10 protein-coding genes are annotated in these 14,775 nt (G+C 74.0%); 6 read left to right on the top strand and 4 right to left on the bottom strand.

Features of this window, described 5'->3' with window-relative positions:
• Nucleotides 1-34: 34 nt before the first annotated feature.
• The 3 genes from AB0D10_RS18110 to AB0D10_RS18100 all read left to right on the top strand — a co-directional run bounded on the left by AB0D10_RS18110 (nucleotide 35) and on the right by AB0D10_RS18100 (nucleotide 6,661).
• Nucleotides 35-1,546 carry a TIR-like protein FxsC gene (locus tag AB0D10_RS18110; RefSeq protein WP_360257120.1) on the top strand — a complete coding sequence of 504 codons (1,512 nt, stop codon included), beginning with the start codon at nucleotides 35-37 and terminating at the stop codon, nucleotides 1,544-1,546.
• A gap of 149 nt (nucleotides 1,547-1,695) precedes the next feature.
• Nucleotides 1,696-5,550, top strand: a complete 3,855-nt coding sequence (gene fxsT, locus AB0D10_RS18105; RefSeq protein ID WP_360257296.1) for an FxSxx-COOH system tetratricopeptide repeat protein — start codon at nucleotides 1,696-1,698, stop codon at nucleotides 5,548-5,550.
• Nucleotides 5,551-5,668: 118 nt separating this feature from the next.
• Complete coding sequence (locus AB0D10_RS18100; RefSeq protein WP_360257118.1) at nucleotides 5,669-6,661, top strand: D-glycerate dehydrogenase; 993 nt, start codon at nucleotides 5,669-5,671, stop codon at nucleotides 6,659-6,661.
• 4 nt (nucleotides 6,662-6,665) lie between these two features.
• On the opposite strand, the gene AB0D10_RS18095 is transcribed toward AB0D10_RS18100, so the two are convergent.
• The 3 genes from AB0D10_RS18095 to AB0D10_RS18085 all read right to left on the bottom strand — a co-directional run bounded on the left by AB0D10_RS18095 (nucleotide 6,666) and on the right by AB0D10_RS18085 (nucleotide 9,566).
• Complete coding sequence (locus tag AB0D10_RS18095; RefSeq protein WP_360257294.1) at nucleotides 6,666-7,520, bottom strand: alpha/beta fold hydrolase; 855 nt, start codon at nucleotides 7,518-7,520, stop codon at nucleotides 6,666-6,668.
• A 23-nt stretch (nucleotides 7,521-7,543) separates the two neighbouring features.
• On the bottom strand, nucleotides 7,544-8,533 hold the full coding sequence (locus AB0D10_RS18090) for a DUF4231 domain-containing protein (protein ID WP_360257116.1): 990 nt from the start codon (nucleotides 8,531-8,533) through the stop codon (nucleotides 7,544-7,546).
• Nucleotides 8,534-8,801: 268 nt separating this feature from the next.
• Nucleotides 8,802-9,566, bottom strand: coding sequence for an SIS domain-containing protein (locus AB0D10_RS18085; protein WP_360257113.1), 765 nt, complete (start codon nucleotides 9,564-9,566; stop codon nucleotides 8,802-8,804).
• Nucleotides 9,567-9,787: 221 nt separating this feature from the next.
• Here AB0D10_RS18085 and AB0D10_RS18080 point away from each other — a divergent pair, with 221 nt between their 5' ends.
• The gene (locus tag AB0D10_RS18080; protein ID WP_360257111.1) at nucleotides 9,788-10,480 is read left to right on the top strand and encodes a metal-dependent transcriptional regulator; all 693 of its coding nucleotides are present in this window, start codon (nucleotides 9,788-9,790) and stop codon (nucleotides 10,478-10,480) included.
• 485 nt (nucleotides 10,481-10,965) lie between these two features.
• On the opposite strand, the gene AB0D10_RS18075 is transcribed toward AB0D10_RS18080, so the two are convergent.
• Nucleotides 10,966-11,676, bottom strand: a complete 711-nt coding sequence (locus AB0D10_RS18075; RefSeq protein ID WP_360257108.1) for a bifunctional DNA primase/polymerase — start codon at nucleotides 11,674-11,676, stop codon at nucleotides 10,966-10,968.
• Nucleotides 11,677-11,982: 306 nt separating this feature from the next.
• Between AB0D10_RS18075 and AB0D10_RS18070 the strand changes: the two genes are divergently transcribed.
• Together AB0D10_RS18070 and AB0D10_RS18065 are read left to right on the top strand one after the other, a co-directional pair.
• Nucleotides 11,983-13,359: a transcriptional regulator gene (locus AB0D10_RS18070; RefSeq protein ID WP_360257106.1), complete on the top strand. Its 1,377-nt coding sequence runs from the start codon at nucleotides 11,983-11,985 to the stop codon at nucleotides 13,357-13,359.
• A gap of 177 nt (nucleotides 13,360-13,536) precedes the next feature.
• On the top strand, nucleotides 13,537-14,742 hold the full coding sequence (locus AB0D10_RS18065; protein ID WP_360257104.1) for a hypothetical protein: 1,206 nt from the start codon (nucleotides 13,537-13,539) through the stop codon (nucleotides 14,740-14,742).
• Nucleotides 14,743-14,775 lie beyond the last annotated feature (33 nt).

Here is a 14,775-nt window from a genome sequence, read left to right as displayed (position 1 = left end):
AGGCAGGTTGCCGACGGGCCCGGGGGAGGCGCGTGTGACTGACCGGGGCTGGGAAGACGACGACACCCGGCCGTACTTCTTCCTGTCCTACGCGCACACCCCGAAAGCCGGTGCGCGTGGCGCCGGCGACCCGAACCACTGGGTCCGCCAGCTGTACCGGGACCTGTGCGAGGCGGTGCTGCAACTCACCACCGTCCCGGACGGGGTGCCCGTGGGCTTCATGGACGAGTCCATGCACCAGGGCGAGTTGTGGGCCGACCGGCTGTCCGACGAACTGGCGTCCTGCCGCGTCTTCGTCCCGCTCTACTCGCCCCGGTACTTCAACAGCGTGCCGTGCGGGCAGGAATGGCACGCCTTCACCCGGCGCCCGGTCTACCCGGCGAACCTCGACTCCGAGCGCACCAGCGGCATCGTCCCCGTCCTGTGGGCGCCGATGAGCCGCTACCGGCTGCCCAAAGTGGCCGGCGAACTCCAGTTCAACCACGCGAGTTTCGGGCCCGACTACGCCACCGAGGGCCTGTACGCGCTGATGAAGCTCACCTACTTCCGCTCCGCGTACGAGCTGGCCGTGCACCGCCTGGCGGCCCGGATCGTGCAGGTCGCGGAGGAGACCGTGATCCCCATCGGGCGCCGGCTCGAATTCAACGGCCTCCCGAGCGCGTTCAACGTCACCGCGCCGACCAAGCAGCTGCGGATCTCCGTGCTCGCCTACCACCAGGGCGAGCTGCCCGAGGACCGCAGCCCGGACTACTACGGCGAGCGGCGCACCGACTGGCACCCGTACCGGCCTGTCGGTTCGCCGATCGCGCAGCACGCGGTCCGGCTGGCCCGGCAGCTGGGGTTCCAGCCGACCGTGCACGAGTTCGACGAGGAGGCCGAGTCGATCATCGAGGGTCACGCGGAGGCCCCCGGCCTGCTGCTGCTCGACCGGTGGGCGCTGCGCGACCCGCGCCGGCGCGAACTGGTGCGGCGCTTCGACCGGTCGGACTCCACCTGGGTGAGCGTCCTGGAGCCGTGGAACGCCGACGACCCGGAGTGCGAGGAAAGCGCGGGCGAGCTCGGCCAATTGAGCGACGACGCGCTGCGCATCACCCGGCGCGCCGGCCGCCCGAGCTTCCTCGGCGCGACCGGCCCGACCGGGCTGCACACCCTGGAGGACTTCGACGACGCACTGCCCCGGGCCGCGATGAAGGCCAAGTACGCCTTCGAGGGCCGCACCCGGGCCGAGCCGGAGGAACCGCCGCCGCCCCGGCCCAGCCTGCGGGAGGCGTTCCGGCGCGGCGGAGGCGGACCGGGCCCGGACGGATCCGGGCCGGACCCCTTCGAGTTCGAGGACGACCAGGACCAGGGCAACGGCGCCCACGGCAACGGCGCCACCGCCCGGGGCGCCGACCCCGGCACCCGGGGCACCGGCGACGGCCGGGGCCCCCACGGCGACCGCACCGGCAACCGCAACGACCCGTACCGCGAGCACGACCCGTACCGCGACGACGGCGATGACCCCGATGACGGGATGGCGCCCCTGGGAGGACGAGGAAACCGATGACCGAGAACCGCACCAGGAACCTCCGCCTCGGCGGCCTCACCGCCGCCGACCTGACCGCCCAGCGCGAGGCCGAGCGGCAGGCCGCGGAACAGGACCGCAACGGCCGGATCATCACCTTCTACTCGTACAAGGGCGGCACCGGCCGCACCATGGCCCTCGCCAACACCGCCTGGATCCTCGCGGCCAACGGCTTCCGGGTGCTCACCGTGGACTGGGACCTGGAGGCACCGGGCCTGGCCAAGTTCTTCCACCCCTTCCTCGATCCGGCCTCCCTCGCCGGAACCACCGGGATGATGGACCTGATCGCCGAGTACCGCGAGGAGGCGCTGCGCCCGGTCGAGCACGCCGAGGGCTGGCACCTGGACTTCGCCCGGGTGCACCCGCACGCGCTGTCGCTGTCCTGGCCGCACTTCCCGTCCACCGGCAGCCTGGACTTCCTCTCCGCGGGCCAGTTCAACCGGGACTACTCCGAGGCCGTCACCCACCTCGACTGGGACATCTTCTACGACCGCTTCGACGGCGGGCAGTTCTTCGACGCCCTCAAGGCCGACATGGCCAAGCGCTACGACTACGTGCTGATCGACTCCCGCACCGGCCTGTCCGACATCGCCGAGATCTGCACCGTCCAGATGCCCGACGACCTGGTGGTCTGCTTCACCCTGAGCGACCAGTCCATCGACGGCGCCTCCCGGATCGCCCAGCACATCCACGACCGCTACCGCGAGCGCGGCATCCGCATCCTGCCCGTCCCGATGCGCATCGACGAGGGCGAGAAGGAGAAGGCCGACGCCGGCCGCGCCCTCGCCCGGGTCCGCTTCGACGGCCTGCCCGCCGGCCTCAACGGCGAGGAACTCGCCCAGTACTGGGGTTCGGTGGAGATCCCGTACCGGCCGTTCTACGCCTACGAGGAGATCCTCGCGACCTTCGGCGACCAGACCGGCACCCCCACCTCGATGCTGGCCGCCTGCGAACGGCTGACCTCCATGCTCACCGACGGCCGGGCCCCCGGGCTGCCACCGATGGACGAGACGGTCCGGCTGCGCTACGTGGACGCGTTCACCCGCCGCCGCCCGTCCGTGCCCGCCGACCTCTACCTCTCCTACGTCCCCGAGGACCGGATGTGGGCGGACTGGATCGAGTCCGTCCTCACCCGGGCCGGCTTCCGGGTGCTGCCCCGCGACCTCAGTGCCGGCACCGACCCGCGCGAGGAGACCGAGCGAGGCATCGACTCCGCGTTCCGGACGGTCGCCGTGCTCTCGCCCGCCTACCAGCGCTCCCCGCAGGCCCGGGCGCTGTGGGAGTCGGTGGTCAGCTCCGACCCCTCCGGCACCCGCCGCCAGCTGCTGCCCGTCCGGGTCGGCGACGTCCGGCTCACCGCGCCGTTCAGCAACCGCAACCCGGTCGACCTGGTCGGCCGCGACGAGACCCAGTCGGTCCTGAGCCTGCTGCGCGCGCTCGGCCGCGGCGACGTGCCGCTCGACGACGCGCCCAACGGCGGGCCGCGCTTCCCCGGCAGCAAGCCGTCGGTCTGGGACGTCCCGCCGCGCAACCCGTCCTTCACCGGCCGCTCCGCCGTCCTGGAGCAGCTGCGCAACCAGCTGCGCGGCGGCATGGCGGCCGTGCTGCCCACCCCGCAGACCCTGTACGGGCTCGGCGGCGTCGGCAAGACCCAGGTCGCGCTGGAGTACGCCCACCGCTTCATGTCCGACTACGACCTGGTCTGGTGGATCGACGCCGAACAGACCGAGCTGGTCGCCCCGGCGCTCGCCGAACTCGCCCGCCGGCTGGGCCTGCGGGTCGGAGACTCGGTGACCGAGGCCGCCGAGGCCGCCCGGGAGGCGCTGCGCCGCGGCGTGCCCACCTCGCGCTGGCTGCTGATCTTCGACAACGCCGACGAGCCCGCCGAGATCCGCCGCTTCTTCCCCGGCGGCTCCGGCCACATCCTGGTCACCTCCCGCAACCAGGCCTGGACCGGGCACGCCGAGGCGCTGGAGGTCGACGTCTTCACCCGCGGCGAGAGCGTCGAGCACCTGTGCCGGCGCGCCCGCAGCCTCTCCCGGCCCGACGCCGACCGGGTCGCCGAAGCCGTCGGCGACCTGCCGCTGGCCGTCGAGGTCGCCGCCGCCTGGCTGGACACCACCGGCACCCCGGTCGAAACCTACGTCACCCAGCTGCACGCCGAGGCCGCCCGCGCCCTGGCCGTCGGCCGCCCCGCCGACTACCCGACCCCGGTCGCCGCGACCTGGAACGTCTCCATCGGCCGGCTGCGCCAGCAGTCCCCGGCGGCGGTACGGCTGCTGCAGCTGTGCGCGTTCTTCGCACCCGAGCCGATCTCGATGAACCTCTTCTACAGCGACCAGATGATCCGGGCGCTGGTGAGGTACGACGCCGACCTCAGCGACAAGTTCATGCTGGGCAAGGTCATCCAGGCGATCGGCCGGTACGCGCTGGCCAAGGTCGACGCCGGCAGCAACAGCTTCCAGGTGCACCGACTGGTCCAGGCGGTGATCCGGGCCGAGATGACCGCCGACGAGCAGGAGATCGCCGTCCATGAGGTGCACCGCATCCTCACCGGCGCCCGGCCCGTCCTCGGCGACACCGACGACCCGGCCAACTGGCCCGCGTTCGACGAGATCTGGCCGCACCTGTCGCCGTCCAAGGCGCACAACTGCGACGAGGCCGACACCCGACAGCTGCTCATCGACCGGGTCCGCTACCTGTGGAAGCGCGGCGAACTCGACCGCGCCCGCGACCTCGGCCACGCCCTCGACGCGGAGTGGACCAGCAAGCTCGGCGAGGACGACCGGCAGACCCTGCTGCTGCGCTTCCAGCTCGCCAACGTCCTGCGCTCCCAGGGCAACTACGCCGAGGCCCTGGCCCTCGACGAGTCCACCCTGGAACGCCAGCGGGCCCTGCTCGGCGAGCACCACCCGTACACCCTGATGACGGCCGGCTCGCTCGGCGCCGACCGCCGGGCGCTCGGCCGCTTCCAGGCCGCGCTCGACCTCGACCGCGAGATCCTCGACCAGTTCCGCGAGCTGTTCGGCGACGACAACCCGCGCACCCTCTCCATGGCCAACAACCTGGCGATCGACTACCGGCTGGTCGGCGACAGCGAGGCCGCCCGCGAACTCGACCAGGAAACCCTCGACCGGCGGACCGCCGTCCTCGGCCCCAAGCACCCCTACACCCTGTCCACCAAGTCCAACCTGGCCCGCGACCTGCGCGAACTCGGCGACTACCGCGGCTCGGTGGACCTGCTGCAGGAGGTCACCTCCGACCTCGGCGACGTGCTCGACCCGGACCTGCCGGAGAACCTGCGCAACGCCAAGTCACTGGCCGTCTCGCTGCGCCGGACCGGCCAGCTCGCCGAGGCCCGCCGGATCACCAAGGAGACCTACGAGCGCTACCTGGAGCGGTACGGCGCCGACGCCCCCGACGCGCTCGCCTGCGCGCTCAACCTCGCCGCCGACCACAGCGCCTCCGGCGACAAGGAGGCCGCCCGCGACCTCTGCTCCACCGTCTTCGAGGGCCACCGCCGGCTCTTCGGCGACGAACACCCCTTCACCCTGGCCTGCGCCAACAACCTCGGCATCTACCTGCGCGGCAGCGGCGATGTCCAGGGCGCCATCGAACGCGGCCGGCTGACCGTCGAGGGGCTCACCCGCTCGGTCGGACCGGAGCACCCGTACACCCTCAACGCGATGATCAACCTGGCCAACGCCTACGGCGACGACGGGCAGCCGGCGCTCGCCGAACAGCTCGGCCGGGCCGCCCACCAGGGCCTGTGCGAGCGCTACTCGGCGCAGCACCCGGACGCGGTGGCCTGCGAGGCCAACCTGGCGGTCACCCTGCGCGGCGCCGGCCGGCACACCCAGGCCGCCGAGCTGCGCTCGCGCTCGATCGCCGAGCTGATCCGGCAGTTCGGTGAGGAACACCCCAACACGGTGTCGGCGCGGGGCTGGAAGCGGATCAACCGCGACCTGGAGCCGCAGCCGGTCTGACCGGGGAGGGGACGGGGACGGGCGGAGTACGCTGCGGAGCCATGAGCGAGCGCAGCGAGCGAATGGTCGAGAGGTGTGCGTGGGCGAGCGCCCCTGCCGAGCGGGGCGGGGCGGGCGCATGAGCGAGCACGACGGGCGGACCACCGGCCGGAACACCCCGCCCCCGGTCCTGGTCACCCGGCGCCTCGCGCCCGGCGTCATCGAACGGCTCACCGCCCACCACGCCGTCACCAGCCACGACTCCGACCTGGCGATGGACCGGGCCGAGCTGCTCGCCGCCGTCCGGGGCCGGCGGGCCGTGCTCACCACCCTGGACGACCGGGTGGACGGCGAGTTCCTCGACGCGGCCGGCCCCGGGCTGCGGATCGTCGCCAACCACGCGGTCGGCTACCACAACGTCGACCTGGCGGCCTGCGCCGAGCGCGGCGTGCTGGTGTCGCACACCCCCGGCGTGCTCACCGCCGCCACCGCCGACATGGCCTGGGCGCTGCTGCTGGCCGCCACCCGCCGGCTCGGCGAGGGCGAGCGGCTGCTGCGCTCCGGCACGCCCTGGACCTGGGCGCCCGACTTCCTGCTCGGCATGGAGCTGGCCGGCACCCCGCTGGGCGTGCTCGGCATGGGCCGGATCGGGCAGGCGGTGGCCCGCCGGGCCCGCGCCTTCGACATGCCGGTCAGCTACCACAACCGCCGCGAACTGCCGCCCGAGCAGGCCGGGGACGCCGACCTGAAGCCGCTGGAGGAACTGCTCGCGACCTCCACCGTGCTGGTCGTCACCTGCCCGCTCGGCGACGCCACCCGGCACCTGCTGGACGCCCGCCGGCTGGCGCTGCTGCCGCGCGGCGCGGTGGTGGTCAGCATGACCGCCGGGGTGGTGGACGAGGAGGCGCTGGCCGCCGCGCTGGAGTCCGGCGCGCTGTTCGCCGCCGCCGTCGACAACTTCGAGCACGAGCCCGCCGTCCCCTCCGCGCTGCTCGCCCAGGAGCGCGCGGTGCTGGCCCCGCACCTGGGCAGCGCCACCGTCGCCACCCGGCAGGCGATGGGCGGCCTGGCGGTGGACAACGTGCTGGCGGTGCTCGACGGGCGGGAGCCGGTCACCCCGGTACGGCCCTGAGGGGTCAGCCCGCCGCCCAGGCCAGGGCGGTGGTCATCACCCGGAACGCCCCGAAGTGCGCGGCGCCGGGCTCCAGGAACAGTTCGGCGTCCGGGATGTGGTCGGCCAGCCAGCGGGAGTGGTCGACCGGCGAGAACTGGTCGTCGGCGCCGTGCCAGAGCCAGGTCGGCACCCGGATGGACCCGACCTGGAAGCCCCAGTCGGCGGTGAAGGCCAGCACGTCGTCGATCCAGCCGTCCGCGCCGTGCCGGAACGCCTCCCGGTAGTTGCTCTGCAGCATCCGCCGCAGCCCGCTGTCGGCCACCACCTCCCGGTCGGCGGGGGAGAGTTCGGTGCGCAGCCCGTTCAGCAGCCGGACCGGGTCGTCCTTGATCTGCCGGGAGCGGAACTCCATCGCGTCGGCGATCCGCCCGTGCCCGCGCTCGGCCTCCTGGTACGCGCGGACGTTGGACGGGGTCATCCCGGCGTACCAGTCGAGGCCGGTCGCGTTGCGCGGTGCGAGACCCACCAGCACCGCGACCCGGCTGACCCGCTCCGGCAGCAGCGCCGCGCAGGCCAGGGCGTGCGGGCCGCCTCCGGAGCGGCCGAGCACCGCGAAGCTCTCCAGCCCGAACTCGTCGGCGATGGCCCGCACGTCGGCCGCCGCCGCGCACACCCGGCGGCCGGACAGCCGGGTCGAGTCGCCGTAACCGGGCCGGTCGTACGAGATCAGCCGCACGCCGAGCCGGTACAGCACGGTGCTGCGCGGGTGCGGGCCGACCCGGCTGCCGGGCATGCCGTGCAGCAGGAACACCGGCCGGCCGCGCGGGTCGCCGAGGGACTCGACCGCGAGGGCGCGGTCGTCCGCGGTCTTGACCATCCGTAACGACACCTGCGGCCTCCTCAGTGCTCCCGGTCGGTTGGGTGCTCCGGGCCGGCCCCCGGGACCCGGTCGTTCCGCTGCTCCCCGTCGTCCTCGTGCTCCTGGTCGTCCTCGTGCTCCCGGTCGCTGGTGGTGCGCACCTCCCGGCGGGCCTGCCAGGTGGTGTGCTCGCGGGAGATCGCATCCTCGGCGTCCCGGGCCAGCCGGGCCCAGACCTCCTCGGCCTCCAGGGCGTCCAGGTCCAGCTCGGCGAGCTGCTGCTGGATCTGCGCCAGTTCCTCGGCGGCCAGCGCGTACGCGGCGGCCAGCGGGCGGTACTGGCGCAGCTGCGCCCAGGCGGTGACCGAGGCGGCCACCGCGGAGACGGTGCCCAGCGCGTCGTAGGTGAACGCGCCGAGCGCCCGCAGCAGCGCGAGGACCAGCCCGAGCGCGGGCAGCAGCACGCCCAGCACCCCGGCCCAGTGGCCGGCCCGCGCGCAGTAGCGGGCCTTGGCGCGGTACCAGTCGTGCTGCACGTGGATCCGCTCGCCCAGGTACACCTCGCGGCGCACCGCGAGCGGCTGCTCGCGCAGGTCCCGCATCGCCGCCGTGATCTCCGTCCCGCCGCCCGGCACGGCGACCGGGCTGTTCCGGAAGGCGCCGAGCACCCGGCCGAGCTGGAAGCGGTACAGGCCCTCGGCGTCCGGCAGGGTGCGCGGCGGCGGCTGGTAGGCGTCGGCCCGGACGGCGTACTTCCAGACCAGGGTCTTCACCGATTCGGCGGCCGCCCGCCCCTCGTACCAGAGGCCCTGCGGATTCTGCCGGCTGATCACCACCGCCAGCGCGACCGCACCGAGGTAGGCGACGGCGGCGGGCCAGGCCCAGGGCTCGCCGTCGGCGGAGCCGGTCGCGGCGGCGACCACCAGTAGGACCAGCTCCCAGGCGGAGAGCAGCACCGAGCGCCGCTGGCCGCGCAGCGAGGCCGTGTCGGCGGCCCAGAAGAACCCGGGCAGCAGGTCCCGCTCACGCACCCACCCGGTCCGTCCCGCACCAGACGCCATGTTCGGCCCCCACCCGTCGCTCCGGTCGCACCGCTCTCCTGCCCCGGGCGGCTTCCCGGTACGCCTGGTGCCGCCCGGGGCGGCCCGCAATGGCCGGGAAGGCCCGGTGGATTGTCCGGTACGCCCCGTGGTCGGGCAGCCACCCAGCGTGCGGGGCGCGGAGGGCGGGCGGGCGTGCCGGGCTCCGGCGGGTGCGGCCGGGTCCGGGACCGGGGGCTCCGGACGACGCGGCCGGGGGTCAGTAGGTGTAGAGGACCCGGTCGGCGTTGTCGGCCATCTGCCGCGCGTTCCACTCGGTACCGCCCGGGACGTTCCCGGAGCGGAACAGCGGCGGGGCGGGGGCCTCGCCGGCGGCCGCCAGGTCGGCCAGCCGGCCCACCGCCGAGGCGACCACGGCCTGCATCAGCGCGCTGGTCACGATGGTGGAGACCGGGCCGAAGGTGGTCTCGGCGCCCGGGTGGGTCAGCTCGCCGTCGCCGACCGCGATCTTGCTGTCCAGCACCACGTCGCAGTGGTCCTTCAGGTACGTGCCGGACGGGTGCGCCGAGGGCACCTCCGCGGGGTAGGCCAGCGAGGTCACCCCGACCACCTTCAGACCGCGGTCCCGGGCGTGCCGGGCCAGCTCGACGGGCATGACCTGACGGCCGGAAAGCGAGATCACGAACAGCAGGTCCCCGGTGGTCGCCGGGGTCAGGTCCAGGGTCGCGGTGGCCAGCCCGGAGACCCGCTCCAGGGCGCTCGACAGCGGCGCGGGCATCACCGTCACCCCGGCCGTCCCGGGCACGTTCAGCAGGTTCACCGGGACCAGACCGCCGGCCCGGTAGACCACGTCCTGGGCCGGCAGCGAGGAATGTCCGGCACCGAAGGTGAAGACCCGGCGGCCCTGCGCCATCGCCTCCGCCAGCAGCGCGGCGGCGGCCTCGATGGTGTCGGCCTCCTCCTCGCGGACCCGCTGGAGGTGACCAATCGCGGCGTCGAAGTACCTGCCGACCAGGTCGTTCATCTGGGGCCTCCGCTCTCTGCCGGTGGGGGAGCCGGCCGGGTGGGACGGTCCGGGTGGTCCAGACCGCCGGTGGAGAAAGCTACGGCGAGCACGGTCGCGCCCCGGCGGTCCCGCTGTCAACAGGAACGAAATCCCGTACCCGAAGCCCCCGCGCGGGCCCGGTTGCCGCCCCGGTACGTCAGAATTGGCGATGAGGACACCGAAGAACGGAGCCAGCGGCGATGTCTGGGCTGATCGACACCACTGAGATGTACCTTCGCACCATCCTGGAGTTGGAGGAGGAGGGCATCGTCCCGATGCGCGCCCGGATCGCGGAGCGCCTGGAACAGAGCGGCCCCACGGTCAGCCAGACGGTCGGCCGGATGGAGCGCGACGGGCTGCTCCAGGTCGCCGGGGACCGCCACCTCGAACTCACCGAGGACGGCCGCCGCCTCGCGGTGCGCGTCATGCGCAAGCACCGCATCGCGGAGTGCCTGCTCGTCGACGTGATCGGCCTGGAGTGGGAGCAGGTGCACGAGGAGGCCTGCCGCTGGGAGCACGTGATGAGCGAGACGGTCGAGCGCAAGGTGCTCGCCATGCTCGGCCACCCGACCCAGTCCCCGTACGGCAACCCGATCCCGGGCCTGGACGAGCTGGGCGACGCCAAGGCCGAGGGGGAGGGCTTCGACGCGGGGCTCGTCCCGCTGGACAGCGTCAAGCCGGGCGATTCCGGGGCCGACGTGGTGGTCCGCCGGATCGGCGAGCCGATCCAGACCGACAGTGCGCTGATGAGCACGCTGCGCCGGGCCGGCGTCCGGCCGGGCTCCACGGTCAAGGTGAGCGCCGGGGTGGCCGGCGTGCTGGTCGGCAGCGGGGACAACGCGGCGGAGCTGGGCAAGGACATCGCCCAGCACGTCTTCGTCGCCCAGGCCTGAGGCCGGGCGCCGGGGCCGACGGCCCCGGCGCCCGCCGGGGCTCCCGGTACGGCGAGGCCGTGAAGACGGCCAGGGCCCGCTGCTCTCCCTGCAGCGGGCCCTGCTCGTCCTCCCCGTCCCTCCCTCTTCCCTCCCTGCTCCCCTCCGTCCCTCCCTGCTCCCGCCCGGGCTCCCTCCCGGCTCCCCTCCAGCGCCTCGCCCGGCTTCCCCGTCCGAGCGACCCTTCCGGCGTTCCCACGCACCGCAATTCCTCCCCTCGGCCGATCATGGCAATCCTTGAGCGCTGTCACTCGTACGAGGGGCTTCTCCGGTTGACCAGCGGGTACACGGAAGCCTTATCCGGATATGCGTATGACGGGCCCCGTCTCCGGTGGGAGACGGGGCCCGTCACTCGTGCGCGTTGTGTCGCGCGGTGCGCGCCCTCGCCCGATCGGCGTAGGGCGGCCGTTCGGGGGGAGGGCGAACGGGCGGCCGGCCGGCCGTGCTCAGCCCACCGCGGCCGGCTGGGCGGCGCGGGCGGCGTGGTGGGCGGGTGCCTCGCGGCCGCAGGCGTACGCGAGCGGGCTGATCAGTTCGGCGGCGTCGGGCAGCCAGCGGTTGAGCGCGGAGGGGGAGCGGGCCCACTGGGCGTAGCCGGTGGAGCCGATCCGGGACGGCGGGGCCACCGTCCAGTCCCCCTCGCCGCGGGCGACCAGGTCCAGCCGGCCGGGCGGCCAGCCGAGCTTGCGGAGCATCTCCGGGAGCTTGGCCGCGACCCCGGGCAGCACCAGGAAGTGCAGCCGGCGGCCGATCCGGCCGGGTGCGACGGGCAGCACCGCGACCGGGCCGAGCTGGAGGTCCATCCGTTCCATCCGGGCCAGCGCCAGGCAGCCCGCGGTCTCCGGGACGTCCAGGACGTCGAAGGAGCGGCCGGTGGGCAGCAGGATCGAGGCCTGGGGGCGCTCGGTCCACCAACGACGCACCGCGCCCGGCCCGGCGCTCGCCCTGCGGGCCCAGTCCGCGTCCAGCGGGTGGGCGCCCGGCAGCGTGCAGCGGTGGTCGCCGCAGGAGCAGTGGGCCGGCCCGTCGCCGTCGATCAGCCAGGCGCCCGGTGCGACCTCCCAGTGGCGGTTCTCGGCGTAGCCGACGGCTTCGATGAGCAGCGGATGCAGGTCGGCGTTCTTGTCCTGGCCGGAGGCGTCGGGGATGTCTTCCACGGGCTGCTCAACTACCGTGTGTGAGCCTGGTTACGGCCCGGCGCTGCCCGGTTGGGTGCATCCCGGCAATGTCACCCGTTCCGGTTACTCGACCGAGTTGGGGCGGCCGAGGGCAGGCGCAGCGGGGGCGCACAGGAGCATTTCCCAGGGCGCAAGGGGGGTGCGGATCGTCACCGTGGGTATCCCGGTGGCGTTGCTGATCGCTAACCTGGTGTCAGATTCCTTGGACGGTCGGACAGTCGGCAACAGATCAGCAGAATCGTCGCCCGCCGGCCGGGACCGGAGGGTGTGGGGAGGCGAAGCCCAATGGCCGCGAGACCACTCGTCGCACGACAGCCCAACGAGCGTCTGCAGCAACTGATCCAGGAGGCCAGCTGCTCCAACGCCGGCCTGGCCCGGAGGGTCAACCTCTGCGGCGCCGAGCACGGTCTGGACCTGCGCTACGACAAGACCTCCGTCGCCCGCTGGCTGCGCGGTCAGCAGCCGCGCGGCCAGGCGCCGGCGGTGATCGCCGAGGCCCTGGGCCGCAAACTCGGCCGCAGCGTGTCGGTCGAGGAGATCGGCATGGCGGACGGCAAGAACCTCAGCTCGGGCATCGGGCTGCAGTTCGCGCCGACGCTCGGCGCCGCCCTGGAGCAGGTCTGCGAGCTCTGGCGCAGCGACGTCGGGCGCCGTGACTTCCTGACCGGGGCGACGGTCGCCGCCTCCGCGCTGGTGGAGCCCAGCCGGGACTGGCTGATCACCCCGCCGGACCCGGTGGTGGCCCGCACCGGCGGCCCCCGGGTCGGCCCGACCGACGTGGCCGCGATCAAGGCGACCACCGCGATGCTGGTCGACCTGGACCACCGCTTCGGCAGCGGGCACGTGCGGCCGGTGGTGGTGCACTACCTCAACTCGGTGGTCTCCGGCCTGCTCGGCGGCGCCTACCGGGAGGAGACCGGTCGCCAACTCTTCGCCGCGGTGGCCAGGTTGACGGAGCTCGCCGGCTACATGGCGGTGGACACCGGGCAGCCGGGGCTGGCCCAGCGCTACTACATCCAGGCGCTCCGGCTCGCCCAGGCGGCCGACGACCGCGGCTACGGCGGCTACGTGCTGGCGGCCTCGATGAGTCACCTGGCGGCGACGCTCGGCAACCCGCGGGAGATCGCCCAGCTCGCCCGCGCCGCGCAGGAGGGCGCCCGGTCGGTCGCCACCCCGACGGCGATGGCGATGTTCTACGCCGCCGAGGCCCGCGGCCACGCCCTGCTCGGGGACGCCCGCTCCTGCGAGGCGGTGTCGGCCAGGGCGCTGGAGATGATGGAGAAGCGCCGCCCGGAGGACGACCCGGACTGGATCGTCCACTTCGACGACGCCTACCTCGCCGACGAGCTGGCCCACTGCCACCGTGACCTGGAACAGGCCGGTCAGGCCGAGCACTACGCCCGCCGGGCGCTCGACCTGCACCCGCCGACCCGGGTCCGGCGCCGGGCGGTGGACCTGGTGCTGCTGGCCACCGCGCAGTTGCAGCAGCGGGACCTGGAACGCGCCTGCGAGACGGGCACCCAGGCCGTCCGGCTGCTGAGCGGACTGCGCTCCAACCGGGGCGTGGAGTACCTGGACGAGTTCCGGCGCCGGCTGGAGCCCTACCGGGAGCAGCGGGTGGTCCGCGAGTTCCACGCCAGGGCGGACGCGGAGGCGGCCTGAGCGACGGCGGACCCGTACCGTCCGTGCAGGGAGCGTGACGGATGTCCCGCCCGCGTGGTCACCCGGTGAGGTGAACCGGTAGCGTGGGCGCGACGTCCAAGGAACTGTGATGCTCCCAAGAACCGACGAGATGTGGTCCGCCGTCAGCGCGCGGTCCTGCACAGGTGAGGAATCGCGTTGAGTCAGCGCCGCTCGTACCCCAACTCGGGTGACTTCAACCTGGACGATCTGTTCCGCCCCGAGCCCGGCCAGCCGCAGGGCCAGCCGGGCCAGCCGCAGTTCCAGGAGCAGCCCGGACAGCCGTCGTTCCCCGGCCGGCCGCAGGGCCACTCCGCGGTGCCGCCGGTGGGACAGCCGTCCGGGCAGCCGGAGTACCTCGGCGAGGGTGCGTACGCGCTGCCGAACCAGGCTCCGCCCGCGCAGCCGGCGCCCGGGCCGGGCGCCCCGTGGGGCGCGCCGCAGCCCGGGTACGGCGCGCCGCAGGCCGACCAGGCCCCGGAGACCCAGTACCTGCCGCCGTACCCGGTCGGCGACCCGCAGGCGGGCGGCTACCCGGCGGCGGTGCCGCAGGCCCAGCCCGGCTTCCCGCAGCAGCAGCCCGCGCCCGGTTACCAGGCCTACCCGCCGGCGGCGCAGCACCAGCCGGCCTACCCGGCGCAGGACCACGGCCAGGGGTACGCCCCGGACCGCGGGCCGGGCTTCGACGCGACCCAGGGGGGCGGGTCGGCCCGGGGCGGCCGTCCGTCCAACAAGCTGATCATCGGCGGGGTGGTGGCGGGCTGTGCGGCGGCCGGCATCCTGGTCGCCGTCCTGATGAGCGGTGGCGACGACACCGGGACCGGCAAGAAGACCACCCCGGTGGCCGGGGCCACCACGGGCGCCGGCGCCGGCACCGGCGCGGCGAGCGCGAGCGGTTCCGGCGCCGCCGTCGACCCGGACGTCAAGGCGCAGGCGCAGCCGCTGTCGGACCTGCTGGGCACCGCGAGCGACAGCCGGAGCGCCGTGGTCTCCTCGGTCGCCTCGGTGCAGAAGTGCGACAAGCTGCCCGAGTCCCAGCAGGCCCTGACCGCCGCGGCCGGAAAGCGGCGCGAGCTGCAGACCAAGCTCGGCCAGCTCAAGACCGACAAGCTGCCGGGCGGCCAGCAGCTGGTCGAGCAGCTGAACGCGGCCTGGACCGCCTCGGCCCAGGCCGACGACGAGTACGCGGCGTGGGCGCAGGACGCGCAGACCTCCTGCGACGCGAAGAAGCAGGACAACCAGCACTACAAGAACGCCGTCCAGGCCAGCGGCACCGCGACCAACGCGAAGAAGCAGGCCTCCACGCTCTGGAACGCGATCGCCGGCCAGACCGGACTGCCCAGCCGCGGCGACGGCGACCTCTGAACCCGGCCGACGGGCCGGGGCGGGCCGTTCCCG

Origin of the sequence: Kitasatospora sp. NPDC048545 (genome assembly GCF_040651155.1) — a bacterium.
Classification (GTDB): Bacteria; Actinomycetota; Actinomycetes; order Streptomycetales; family Streptomycetaceae; genus Kitasatospora.
The sequence above is the reverse complement of the archived record's forward strand: the minus strand, read 5'-3'. Positions and strand labels throughout refer to the sequence as shown.

What these genes read in the sequence shown, in the direction of transcription:
- AB0D10_RS18095 (WP_360257294.1), bottom strand. Translation starts at nt 7,520, where the DNA reads ATGGTCAAGACCGCGGACGACCGCGCCCTCGCGGTCGAGTCCCTCGGC.
- fxsT (WP_360257296.1), top strand. Translation starts at nt 1,696, where the DNA reads ATGGCCCTCGCCAACACCGCCTGGATCCTCGCGGCCAACGGCTTCCGG.
- AB0D10_RS18080 (WP_360257111.1), top strand. Translation starts at nt 9,788, where the DNA reads ATGTCTGGGCTGATCGACACCACTGAGATGTACCTTCGCACCATCCTG.
- AB0D10_RS18070 (WP_360257106.1), top strand. Translation starts at nt 11,983, where the DNA reads ATGGCCGCGAGACCACTCGTCGCACGACAGCCCAACGAGCGTCTGCAG.
- AB0D10_RS18100 (WP_360257118.1), top strand. Translation starts at nt 5,669, where the DNA reads ATGAGCGAGCACGACGGGCGGACCACCGGCCGGAACACCCCGCCCCCG.
- AB0D10_RS18085 (WP_360257113.1), bottom strand. Translation starts at nt 9,566, where the DNA reads ATGAACGACCTGGTCGGCAGGTACTTCGACGCCGCGATTGGTCACCTC.